This is a genomic window from Croceivirga sp. JEA036, assembly GCF_011882165.1.
Lineage (GTDB): Bacteria > Bacteroidota > Bacteroidia > Flavobacteriales > Flavobacteriaceae > Croceivirga.
The window spans coordinates 45,029-57,813 of the sequence record NZ_JAATON010000008.1; the positions used below are offsets into that span (position 1 = coordinate 45,029).

Consider the following 12,785-nt stretch of genomic DNA (forward strand, 5'->3'; position numbering starts at 1 on the left):
ACTCCTGAGAATTCAGGAGTTTTTTATTCATCATTTATGCTTCGTTAAATTTAGGCAGCATTTTCTTTCTTAATTACATTCAAAGCAGAACCTTCTTTAAACCATCCAATTTGTGCATCATTATAGGTATGATTCACTTTAATTGTATCCTTACTGCCATCAGCATGCGCTACTTCTATTGTTAGCGGAGTATCTGGGGCAAAACTTTCGATATCTAAAAAATTGAAAGTATCATCTTCCTGAATTAAATCATAATCCGATTCGTTAGCAAAGGTCAAGGCCAACATACCTTGCTTTTTAAGGTTGGTTTCATGTATCCTAGCAAAAGATTTTACTAGAACTGCCGCTACCCCTAGATGTCTGGGTTGCATTGCTGCATGCTCTCGAGAAGAACCTTCACCATAATTGTGATCACCAACTACGATAGATTTAATACCTTTTGCTTTGTATTCCCGTTGAGTGTCTGGTACTGGACCGTACTCCCCTGTCAATTGATTCTTTACAAAATTGGTTTTCTCATTGTAAGCATTAACTGCTCCTATTAAAGTGTTATTGGCAATGTTGTCTAGATGCCCTCTAAAACGCAACCACGGACCTGCCATAGAAATATGGTCTGTAGTACACTTGCCATATGCTTTTATCAAAAGCTTCATTCCTTGTAAATCGTCTTTAGTAATAGGCATAAATGGGTCTAGCAACTGTAAACGTTCAGAACCCTCTTTTACCACTACCTCTACACCAGAACCATCTGCTTTCGGTGCTTGGTAACCTGGGTCTTCCACATCAAAACCTTTTGGAGGTAACTCGAACCCGGTTGGTTCTTTTAACTTTACTTCTTGTCCTTCATCATTTACCAAGGTATCTGTTTCCGGATTAAAATCTAGCTTTCCAGAGATAGCCAATGCCGCCACCAATTCTGGAGATGCCACAAATGCGTGTGTATTTGGGTTACCATCTGCGCGCTTGGCAAAGTTTCTATTAAAAGAATGTACTATAGTGTTTTTTGGCGCATTTTTTGGATCCTCATAACGGCCCCACTGCCCAATACAAGGGCCACAGGCGTTCGTAAATATTTTGGCCCCTAATTGCTCAAAAATATCCAAAAGACCATCACGCTCCGCAGTATAGCGCACTTGTTCAGAGCCTGGGTTTATTCCAAAGTCGGCCTTAGGCTTTAATCCCAACTCTACCGCTTGCTTTGCCACACTTGCCGCCCTAGATAAATCCTCGTAAGATGAATTGGTACAAGAACCGATAAGGCCCCATTCAACCTTCATGGGCCAATCATTCTTCTTCGCCTTTTCTGTCATTTCAGAGCCAGCGACCGTAGCTAAATCTGGTGTGAACGGGCCGTTCAAATGGGGTTTTAGGGTATCTAGATTAATTTCAATAACTTGATCAAAGTAATCTTCTGGATTGGCATACACCTCATCATCACCCGTTAGATAATCCTTAATAGCATCTGCAGCTTCTGCCACATCTGCCCTACCCGTAGACTTTAGGTAACGAGCCATGGACTCATCATATCCAAAGGTAGAAGTAGTTGCACCTACCTCTGCTCCCATGTTACAAATAGTACCTTTACCGGTACAGGACATAGACGTAGCACCTTCGCCAAAATATTCAATGATAGCACCCGTACCACCTTTAACGGTAAGTATTTCTGCCACTTTAAGTATTACATCTTTTGGTGCTGACCAACCGGATAGTTTTCCGGTCAATTTAACCCCAATCAGTTTAGGAAACTTAAGTTCCCATGCCATTCCGGCCATTACATCTACAGCATCTGCTCCACCAACACCAATAGCTACCATGCCTAAACCGCCGGCATTTACCGTGTGAGAATCTGTACCTATCATCATTCCGCCAGGAAAAGCATAATTTTCTAAAACTACTTGGTGAATAATACCTGCACCTGGCTTCCAGAATCCAATACCGTACTTGTTAGATACTGACTCTAAGAAGTTAAACACCTCGGAAGATTGATTAATTGCATTTTGTAAATCCTTATCGGCACCAATTTTAGCTTGTATTAGGTGATCACAGTGTACTGTTGTTGGTACGGCTACTTTTGGTTTACCTGCTTGCATAAATTGCAATAAGGCCATCTGTGCCGTAGCATCTTGACACGCTACCCTATCTGGAGCAAAGTCTACATAATCTTTTCCTCTTTTAAACGCTGTTGTCGGTGCTCCATCCCATAGGTGAGAGTATAATATTTTTTCGGCCAATGTCATTGGTTTTCCAATAACATCACGTGCTTTATCAACTCGTTCGGCCATTTGGGAGTAAACTCCTTTAATCATATCAATGTCGAATGCCATATACTGTTTATTTATTTTCTTTTTTTTGATTCTACAAATTAGTTATAATTCTTAAAATTTCCACTACAAATAAACTAGATAAGCATTATACCGCTATCTAAACTTATTATAGCAAGGCCCTCAATATAAATAACGGAATACAGTAGTATGTTCGCCATAAGACAAAACCTTATCTCAAAAACTAAAAAAGCCCAAGAAAATCTTGGGCTTTACACTTTATAAACTAAGCATTAGCGTTACATTACCAATTGCTTCTGAGACGGTTTAAATTTAGTTAATACGATACCATCTACAGCTGCCTCGTATTCTTCCATTGTCGGTGTTCTTCCTAAAATACAAGACAATACCACCACTGGTGTAGAAGATAGTAAGGACTCTCCTTTTTTCTCAGAAGAATCTTTAACAACCCTACCTTGGAATAATCTTGTAGAAGTCGCCATAACGGTGTCTCCAGGTTCTGCCTTCTCTTGGTTACCCATACATAGGTTACAACCTGGACGCTCTAAATACAACATGTTTTCGTACTTGGTTCTAGCCAAACCTTTTGGTGCATTATCATCAAACTCAAAACCTGAGTAACGTTGTAATACTTCCCAATCGCCTTCTGCTTTTAATTCGTCAACAATATTGTAGGTAGGTGGCGCTACCACTAATGGCGCATTAAATTCTACCTTACCTTGCTGTGCTTCTATGTTTTTTAGCATTTGTGCTAAAATCTTCATATCGCCCTTATGCACCATGCAGGAACCCACGAATCCTAGGTCTACCTTCTTGGTGCCCCCGTAGAAAGATAGCGGTCTAATGGTATCGTGCGTATATCTTTTAGATACATCCTCGTTATTTACATCTGGATCAGCAATCATTGGCTCGGCAATCTCATCCAAATCTATGACCACTTCTGCATAATACTTAGCATTTGCATCTGGCTTAAGAGCTGGTTTAATACCCGTTTTAACCTCTGTAATTCTAGCCTCTGCTTTTTCTACCAGACCTTTAAGTACTTGCTTTTCATTATCCATACCCTTATCAATCATGATTTGGATACGGTTTTTAGCAATTTCTAAAGATTCAATCAATGTCTCGTCTTCAGAAATACAAATAGAAGCCTTTGCTTTCATCTCTGCTGTCCAATCTGTGAACGTAAACGCTTGGTCAGAGGTCAATGTACCAATGTGTACTTCTATAACTCTACCTTGAAATACGTTTTCTCCATCAAACTGCTTCAACATTTGTTGTTGCGTAGCATGTACTACATCACGGAAGTCCATGTAACTGCGCATGTTTCCTTTGAAGGTAACTTTAACGGAGTCCGGAATTGGCATCGTAGCTTCTCCTGTAGCCAAAGCCAAAGCCACTGTACCAGAGTCTGCACCAAAAGCAACTCCTTTAGACATACGCGTATGCGAATCACCACCTATAATAATATCCCAATCACTCACCGTAATGTCATTCAATACCTTGTGGATAACATCTGTCATGGCATGGTATTTTCCTTTAGGGTCACGACCAGTTATTAAACCAAAGTCGTTCATGAACTTCATTAACCTAGGAATATTCGCTTTGGATTTATCGTCCCACACAGAAGCTGTATGACAACCCGATTGGTACCCCGCATCAACGATTGGACTAATTACTTTAGCCGCCATCATTTCTAACTCTTGTGAGGTCATTAACCCTGTAGTATCCTGAGAACCTACAATGTTAACCTCTACTCTTACGTTAGAACCTGTATGCAATGTTTTACCTGGCGTGTTCCCTACCGCATTCTTATTAAAAATCTTCTCTACTGCGGTTAAACCTTGACCTTCAATAGAAATTTCTTTGGAAGGCGCATATACTTGTGGAATATCAATACCTAAAATAGAGCAAGCTATGGTTTGAAGTTTTTTACCAAATACTACGGCATACGAACCACCAGCTTTGATAAACTCCATTTTCTGCGGTGTTAAGGCCGTAGAAATATCTTTTAATTCTGTATCACCATTATACAGTTTTTTAGTCTTTGTATTGATGGTAAGTACCGTTCCGGTTTTTACTGAGTACTCTTCTTTTAAAATTGGTTCCCCGTCTTCATCTACAATGGTATTACCATTTTCATCTTTCTGCTTTACCCAATTCTTAAGGTCAATACCTATACCACCAGTTACACCAACAGTTGTTAAAAATATAGGTGCGATACCATTGGTACCTGCGATAACAGGTGCAATATTTATAAATGGTACGTATGGACTAGAAGGTATACCTGTCCACAATGCCACATTATTTACCCCAGACATTCTAGAAGAACCTACTCCCATAGTTCCTTTCTCTGCAATCAACATCACACGTTTGTCTGGATGCTGTTCTTTTAGCGCTAAAACCTCTTTTTGCATGTCTTTATTATGCTCAAAAATACATTGACCATGCAATTCTCTATCTGATCTAGAGTGGGCATCAGCACCTGGAGATAGTAAATCTGTGGAAATATCGCCTACCCCAGCAATATACGTTACCACTTGTATTTCTTCTTCTACTTCTGGTAATTTGGTGAAAAACTCTGCCTGAGCATAGCTTTCTAATAATTCTTTAGCAATGGTATTTCCTGCTTTATACGCCTCTTCTAAACGTTCTGTATCCGCCTCGTATAAAAATACCTGTGTTTTTAAAACTTTTGCGGCAGCATTGGCTATTGCCATGTCATTACCCAATGCCAAGTCTAGTAGCGCTTGAATAGAAGGACCACCCTTCATATGACTTAGCTGCTCAAAGGCAAATTCCGGAGTTATTTCAGCAACCTTCGTTTCTCCTAAAATAATCTCCTTTAAAAAAGCCGCTTTAACACCTGCTGCACTTGTGGTACCCGGCAAGGTGTTATAAATAAAAAACTTGAGCGAATCTTCTCTGTGTTCATTGTTCAAATCTTTGATTTGATCAATAATTGCACTCAGTAATTCACCATCGTCTATTGGTTTTGGGTGAAGTCCCTGAGCTTTTCTCTCTTCAATCTCTTTAAGATAATCCTGATAAATACTCATAGATGTTTAAATAAAGCTTAGGTTTTGCTAGTTTAGTTTTAGTTTTGGTCGATACTATTCAGTAAACACAAAAGTACTAAAACAGGGTGCATACCTTATTGAAGTATTTTGTGATAAATCTAATTTATAACAAATCTAAGCCAATAGTTTACAAATAATGATATCTTCTGATATCCCTTCTGCTTCTGCTTTGTAATTTTTAAGTATTCTGTGTCTAAGGATGCCATGCGCTATGGCTTTAACATCCTCAATGTCCGGAGAGAACTTGCCATTAATTGCAGCGTGTGCTTTGGCTGCCAATACTAAGTTTTGAGAAGCTCTAGGACCTGCACCCCAATCCACATAGTTTTTAACTATGTCAGGGGCTCCGTCTAGATTGGCTCTAGTATTGTTCACCAAATTAACTGCGTATTCAATTACATTATCCGCAATCGGAATTTTACGAATAAGTTGTTGAACATCAATTATTGATGCTGCATTAAAAATGGCTTTAGGTATGTAGTTTGTTGTACTTGTTGTTGCTTTCACTACCTGCACTTCTTCTGCAACAGAAGGATATTTTAGTTCTATAGCGAACATAAAACGGTCTAACTGTGCTTCTGGTAACGGGTAGGTACCCTCTTGTTCTATTGGGTTTTGTGTTGCCAATACAAAGTAAGGCAAATCTAACGGATAACGTTGACCAGCCACTGTAACCGCCCTTTCTTGCATGGCCTCTAATAAAGCTGCCTGTGTTTTTGGGGGCGTACGGTTAATCTCATCCGCTAATATAATATTACCAAAAACCGGTCCTTTTATAAATTTAAAATTACGGTCCTTGTCTAAGACTTCACTACCAAGAATATCACTTGGCATTAAGTCTGGTGTAAACTGAATTCGTTTAAAATTGAGTCCTAAGGTCTGTGCAATGGTGTTTACCATTAACGTTTTAGCCAGTCCTGGCACTCCTATTAAAAGGGAATGCCCACCCGTATAGATAGAAATTAATATTTGTTCTACCACATTGGTTTGCCCAATAATGACTTTACCAATTTCTTCTTTAAGTTCCTTATGTTTCTGTACGAGTTGTTTAACTGCTTCTACGTCGGACATTCAATTACTTTTTAAGCCAATTGTTGGCAAAATCACACCCTCTGTTATCTTCATCTACATGAATATAGGTGTCTTCTATTTTTTCTGCCATCCATTTTTTAATAGCCTTGAACTGCTTTTCCCTTAACGCTAATTCTTGGATTTTAATATAATCTTTTGCAAAATCTGCTTTATGTTCATCGAACCTGTTTGTGATTTGCATGATTTTGAATTTTGGAGGCCCTCCCCTTGGGTCATCCTCTTTAATTGGATAACTAATTTCCCCATCCTTTAAATTACGTACTTGGTTGTACAAGGCAGGATCCATTTTAGTCAACTCAAATTTAGAATCAAAATTGATTGGATTACGAAGGACGCCCCCATCATACTTAGTTTCTTTTTCATCAGAAAAATTAGTAGCAGCCTCTGCAAAGGTATATTTACCGTCTATAATATGTTGCCTAATAGAATCTAACTCTTTTGATGCTTCTTTTAAACGTTGGTCAGACACCTCTGGAACCAATAAAATATGCCGTAAATCTCTTTCTTGCCCTCTTATTTTTTCCATGTAAATAATATGATACCCAAAAATGGTTTTAAAAGGCTCAGAAATTTCACCTTCTTGCAAACTAAAGGCCACATCTTTAAATTCTTTTACAAAAGGAGTTTCCCTTGTCATACTATAAAAACCTCCTTTAGTTTTTGATCCAGGATCTTGTGAATATAAAATAGCTTTCACATTAAAGCTAGAGCCATTTTCTTCTACATCTTGCTTAATCTCCTTTAACCTGTTTATTACTTTTTGTTGTTCTTCTTCGCTAGGTTCTGGAGCCTTTACAATTTGAGAAATCTCTAATTCTGCACCAAATACAGGTCGTTCTTCTTCTGGTATAGCATAAAAGAATTGCCTTACCTCTTCTGGCGTTACTTCTATATCTTCTACAATTTTTGCTTGCATTTTTTCAGACAACATGCGTAGCTTGTTAATCTCGAACAACTCGTCTTTAAAAGATTTTAAATCCGGTTTGTTGTAGTATTTCAACATCTTTTCTACACTACCTATTTGCTGAGATAGTTGTTGTATTTGTCTATCACTAGTAGCATTTACCTGATCATCAGAAACCAATAAACTATCTTGTACTGCTTGGTGTGCATACAGACGATCTTCCATAAGTTTGCCCATTAACTGGCAATGGGTAATGTCTTCTGTAGAAGCTCCCTGACTTTTTAAATCAATCAAGGTTTTTTGTACATCAGAATCCAAGATCACATAATCCCCTATTACAGCGGCAATACCATCTAATTTTTTATAATCTCTAGTTACTGTAGAATCTGCTGTTGCGCTTTCTTCTTGCGCATAAACACAAGTAATAAGGATAGAAAAGATTCCGGCTAGGATGTTCTTACTTAGCATAAATTTCAAAGTCTTTTGTTTTTACGGCTTCATCAATTAACTCCGTCTCCAATTTCCGCATTAATTCAAGACGTCTTCTATTTAAAATGATTTGCTTAATATTTGGCTCCACGTAGGGTAAAGGCGCTATATCATTTACCTTCAATACATTATTCACCTTTCCCAAATATACCCCTAGAGAGTCTTGCAATTCAAAAAATTGTGATTTTTTTAGGTAATCATCTGGCTTTACAGCAGTCAACGCAGGAATCTCAGTAGTGAGTCTCGAGGTACTTATCCAAATAGAATCATTCAAATGAATCTTTTTAAATTGTACAGCAATGGAATCTAAAAACTGTTTATCTTCTGGTTTAAAGCTTTTTAACTTTGTTTTTACCTCTTCCATATTTAAAAACTGCGGTGGCAATACTACAAATCGTAATTGTACTACACGCTCATTGAGCTTAAAGTTTTCTTTTTGTTCTTGGTAAAAAGCGGTCAACTGTTCTTCTGTTATCGTAGTATCAAGAGCTTTCTGAACCAATGCCTCCAAATAAGCTCTGGTATACAAATCTGTTTTGTAATCACTCACCAATCTATCAAATTCAGCTAATTTGTTTTCTGGTAAATTTATTTTGGACTTGTTCATTAACAATTGCTTAGAAGCCCAAGTATTTATATAATTACTCACAAATGCAGCACTATCTTCCTTAGACATGTTTGCTGTGACTAAACTAGCAATATCTTCTTGGTATAAATAAGCGTCCCCCACTCTGGCTAATGCAGGTTTATCTTCTTGCTTTTTAAATAGTTTACCACAGCTAGTCAGACCAAAGACCAAACACGTGATGCCTAACAATTTTAAGTTCATTTTTCCAAACGGCATTTGGCAAAAATAACAATTCCTTAAAGGGTTGCAATAGCGGCACTACCGATTAACAGATTTTTGAGGTCTATTTTTATTCAATACCTTAGTAGATAACCAAACCACCTTGTATGAAGTATACAACTACCATCGTAATAAATCTTCCCATAAAAGCATTTCTAAAAATACTTTTAGATGAGCAAAACATGAAACATTGGATGCGTGGTCTATTAAGTCATGAACATTTAAGTGGTGAACGCGGCGAAGAGGGTTCCCGTATGAGTATGCGCTTTTTAATGAATAAAAGAGAAATGGAAATGGTAGAGACTATTTTAAAAAAAGAGCTACCAGACAAATTGTACGTGGCATACGATAGTAAAGGCGTTCATAACATACAGAAAAATCATTTTACAGCACAAGGCGATAAAACCTTGTGGAGTTCTGAAAGTGAGTTTATTTTTGAGTCTTTTTGGATGAAAACCATGGGTTTTTTACTTCCCGGAATGTTTAAAAAGCAATCCAAACAGTACGCAGAAGATTTTAAAAAATTTGCAGAAGAAGGTATTTCTGTTTTAGATATGTAAGAGCGATGGAGAAAAATTTATTAGACCGTAAACTAAAATTAATTTGGGATTTTAAAGGTCCGGCAGCAGCAAAAACCGCAGAACACTATGAAATTCACTTAAAAGAATATGTTTCTAGTGAAGAATTAAAGTATGATATTACTGGAATTACGCATATAAGTGACAGTCATAGTCTTGTTTTTTTAGTGGTAGCAGAGTTTGAAATGCCGCAGGTTAGAGACGACCTTAAACCGCACCGGGGACAAGTATATACCGAACCTAATCCCTAATTTGCATGAAGTATTTGGTATCGTGCTTATTGCTTTTTTTTAGTATTTCTTGCAAGAAAGAACAAACTACCGAAAACTTTTTGGCGGTTGCATTAACATCCAAAGACCCTAGAATTAAAAATGTTGTTGATAGTATTGCTAAATTTAAAGTACAACTACAATACGTAAAAATCAACCGAATTGGAGATAGTATTAAGTTTAAAACTTTTAATTTTCAGGTAGATAGTTCGGTCTATTTTTATCCTGCCAGTACCGTCAAGCTCCCAACAGCAGTTGCCGCTCTTGAAAAATTAAATGCCATAGACACCCTAACGTTAGACACTAAATTTTATGTGGAAGGAGATACCACGGTCACTACTTTTAGCTCATGTATCCGTGACATCTTTGCAGTAAGTGATAATGCGGCCAATAACAGACTTGTAGAATTTTTAGGCTTTGACGATTTAAACCATAGACTCAAACGTACGGGTATTGGCCCTGTACGGATTAGTCATCGGCTTTCTACAGACCAGGCAGACCAGTTACATTCGCAACCTTTACTCATTTACCAGAACGATTCTACCGTAAGCCCAACCCCTAAATTATTGAGCACTGCTCCCACACCCTTATCCTTAAAAGAAATAGAAAAAGGAATTGGCTATGTAGAGGATAATGAAATTATAATGGAACCGTTTGATTTTAGTTTAAAAAATCATTTCCCCATTCAAAGTCAAACAGCCCTCTTAAAACGAATATTTTTCCCAGAAGTCTTCCCTAAAAAAGAGCGATTTAACCTCACTACAAACCAGCTATTTTTTTTGAGAGAGGCTATGGCAGTGTTACCGCACCAGCAAGGGTATGACCGTTCTATGTACTATGATAGTTATGTAAAATTCTTTATGTACGGTGACCAAAAAGAAGCAATACCAAAGCATATTAAAATTTACAATAAAGTAGGGTATGCCTACGGCACTTTAACTGACACAGCCTATATAATAGATAGTAAAAACGATATAGAATTTATATTATCCGGAACTATTTTGGTAAACCAAGATGGTATTTTTAATAACGATAATTATGAATATGACTCCATTGGCATTCCGTTTCTAGCACAATTAGGCAGAGAAATTTACGCTCAATATTTACCTGAGTAATAATTTATATGTGACTTATTTCTTACAAGTGTTTCTAAAGATTTAAACATCAATAATTTAGAAACAATGAAAAAATATGTTGCAGAATTCATCGGTACATTTTGGTTAGTATTCGGTGGTTGTGGTAGTGCAATTTTTGCAGCTGCATTTCCTGAACTGGGTATTGGTTTTGCAGGGGTTGCTCTTGCATTTGGTTTAACAGTATTAACTATGGCGTATGCCATTGGCGCTGTATCTGGTTGCCATCTTAACCCTGCCGTAACCATTGGTTTAAGGATAGCGGGTAGAATGCCATCTAAAGATGTAATCCCTTATATAATAGCTCAAATTATAGGAGGTATTGCAGGTGCAGCTATTATTTACCTTATCGCCACAGGCAAGCCTGGCTTTGAGGTTGGTAGCTTTGCAGCAAACGGCTATGATGAGCACTCCCCAGGAGGTTATAATATTATATCTGCGTTTGTAGCGGAGCTAGTACTTACGTTTATATTTTTACTGGTAATTTTAGGTAGTACCGACGAGAAATCTAACGGTAAATTTGCCGGCCTTGCTATCGGCCTTGCGTTAACATTAATTCACCTAATAAGCATCCCAATTACCAACACATCTGTTAACCCAGCAAGGAGTTTGAGCCAAGCGGTATTTGCAGAAGGAGTATGGGCCTTAGAACAACTATGGTTATTTTGGGTAGCACCAATTCTTGGCGCTGTTTTAGCAGCCTTAGTATACAGTTTTATATATAGCAAAAAAGAAACAACTATTGTTTCTTAGGCATACCGTATAGGTCAAAGTCCGAAGCCTCTGTAATAGTAATATTGGTAAAATCGCCGATTTTTACATAATGCTCACGAGCATCTATTAAAACCTCATTGTCCACGTCTGGGGAATCAAACTCGGTTCTCCCAACAAAATAGTTCCCCTCTTTACGGTCAATGATGCATCGGTAGGTTTTACCAATTTTCTCTTGATTCAACTCCCAAGAAATTTGCGATTGAATCTCCATGATTTCATTTGCACGCTCCTGCTTCACTTCTTCTGGCACGTTATCTTCTAACTTATAAGCATGCGTATTTTCTTCATGGCTATAGGTAAAACATCCTAGACGCTCAAAACGCATTTCTCTTACCCATTCTCTTAAAGTCTCAAAATCTTCTTGTGTTTCGCCAGGATAACCCACTATTAATGTAGTACGTATGGCCATTTCTGGAACGGCAGCCCTAAAATCCTCTAATAATTTAGTGGTCTTTGCCTTGGTTGTACCTCTACGCATACTTTTTAGAATAGGGTCTGCAATATGCTGCAATGGTATATCTATATAATTACAGACTTTCGGTTCTCGTTTCATCACCTCTAGTACATCCATAGGAAAACCAGTAGGGAAAGCATAATGTAAACGAATCCATTCTATTCCCTCTACTTTTACTAAAGCTTCTAACAATTCTGCCAGATTTCTTTTTTTGTATAAATCTAGACCATAGTACGTTAAATCTTGCGCTATTAATATAAGCTCTTTAACTCCTTTTACGGCAAGTTTTTCTGCTTCTGCCACTAAATCTTCTATCGGTGTGCTTTTATGCTTACCCCGCATTAATGGAATAGCGCAAAAAGAGCAAGGTCTATCACAACCTTCTGCAATTTTTAAATAGGCATAGTTTTTAGGCGTAGTAGTTAATCTTTCTCCTATAAGTTCATGTTTATAGTCTGCCCCAAGTGCTTTTAGTAACACTGGCAAATCATTCGTGCCAAAATATTGGTCTACATCAGGTATTTCTTGCTCCAAGTCTGGTTTATACCGTTCACTTAAACAGCCCGTAACAAAAACTTTATCTACGGTACCTTCTTCTTTTTTCTGTACGTACTCCAATATAGTATTTACACTTTCTTCTTTAGCTTTACCAATAAACCCGCATGTATTAATTACAACAACGTTGCCCTCTTCTTCATGGGCTACCTCTTTGTTATTGGCTTTTAATTGCCCCATCAAAACCTCTGAATCGTAGACATTCTTACTACAACCTAAGGTTACTACATTTATCTTGTTCTTTTTTAGGGATTTCGTACGCATAGTTTCTATAAATGGAGGGCAAAAATACAACAGAAGGTGGCAACTGGTCTATTTTACAACAGATTTC

10 protein-coding genes are annotated in these 12,785 nt (G+C 37.6%); 4 read left to right on the forward strand and 6 right to left on the reverse strand.

What is annotated here, in order from left to right; translation table 11 throughout:
- Positions 1-50: 50 nt before the first annotated feature.
- The 5 genes from HCO57_RS15645 to HCO57_RS15665 all read right to left on the reverse strand — a co-directional run bounded on the left by HCO57_RS15645 (position 51) and on the right by HCO57_RS15665 (position 8,673).
- Positions 51-2,324 carry an aconitate hydratase gene (locus HCO57_RS15645; protein ID WP_167989805.1) on the reverse strand — a complete coding sequence of 758 codons (2,274 nt, stop codon included), beginning with the start codon at positions 2,322-2,324 and terminating at the stop codon, positions 51-53.
- 236 nt (positions 2,325-2,560) lie between these two features.
- Positions 2,561-5,338 (reverse strand): bifunctional aconitate hydratase 2/2-methylisocitrate dehydratase, encoded by a 2,778-nt coding sequence (locus HCO57_RS15650; RefSeq protein ID WP_167989806.1) that lies wholly within the window; start codon positions 5,336-5,338, stop codon positions 2,561-2,563.
- Positions 5,339-5,473: 135 nt separating this feature from the next.
- Positions 5,474-6,430, reverse strand: coding sequence for an AAA family ATPase (locus HCO57_RS15655; protein WP_167989807.1), 957 nt, complete (start codon positions 6,428-6,430; stop codon positions 5,474-5,476).
- A gap of 4 nt (positions 6,431-6,434) precedes the next feature.
- Positions 6,435-7,823: a peptidylprolyl isomerase gene (locus HCO57_RS15660; RefSeq protein ID WP_167989845.1), complete on the reverse strand. Its 1,389-nt coding sequence runs from the start codon at positions 7,821-7,823 to the stop codon at positions 6,435-6,437.
- Positions 7,813-8,673 carry a peptidyl-prolyl cis-trans isomerase gene (locus HCO57_RS15665; RefSeq protein WP_245167616.1) on the reverse strand — a complete coding sequence of 287 codons (861 nt, stop codon included), beginning with the start codon at positions 8,671-8,673 and terminating at the stop codon, positions 7,813-7,815. The genes HCO57_RS15660 and HCO57_RS15665 overlap by 11 nt, the downstream gene beginning before the upstream one ends.
- A gap of 125 nt (positions 8,674-8,798) precedes the next feature.
- Between HCO57_RS15665 and HCO57_RS15670 the strand changes: the two genes are divergently transcribed.
- The 4 genes from HCO57_RS15670 to aqpZ are packed head-to-tail and all read left to right on the forward strand — an operon-like array spanning position 8,799 to position 11,424.
- The gene (locus tag HCO57_RS15670) at positions 8,799-9,251 is read left to right on the forward strand and encodes an SRPBCC family protein (protein WP_167989809.1); all 453 of its coding nucleotides are present in this window, start codon (positions 8,799-8,801) and stop codon (positions 9,249-9,251) included.
- A 5-nt stretch (positions 9,252-9,256) separates the two neighbouring features.
- Positions 9,257-9,520, forward strand: a complete 264-nt coding sequence (locus HCO57_RS15675) for a hypothetical protein (RefSeq protein ID WP_136951985.1) — start codon at positions 9,257-9,259, stop codon at positions 9,518-9,520.
- 5 nt (positions 9,521-9,525) lie between these two features.
- Positions 9,526-10,653: a serine hydrolase gene (locus tag HCO57_RS15680; protein WP_167989810.1), complete on the forward strand. Its 1,128-nt coding sequence runs from the start codon at positions 9,526-9,528 to the stop codon at positions 10,651-10,653.
- Between the two features lie 48 nt (positions 10,654-10,701).
- A complete protein-coding gene (aqpZ, locus tag HCO57_RS15685; protein ID WP_317171177.1) occupies positions 10,702-11,424 on the forward strand; it encodes an aquaporin Z in 723 nt (240 codons plus the stop codon).
- On the opposite strand, the gene rimO is transcribed toward aqpZ, so the two are convergent.
- Positions 11,411-12,718 (reverse strand): 30S ribosomal protein S12 methylthiotransferase RimO, encoded by a 1,308-nt coding sequence (gene rimO / locus HCO57_RS15690; RefSeq protein ID WP_167989812.1) that lies wholly within the window; start codon positions 12,716-12,718, stop codon positions 11,411-11,413. The two genes, aqpZ and rimO, sit on opposite strands and share 14 nt — an antisense overlap.
- Positions 12,719-12,785 lie beyond the last annotated feature (67 nt).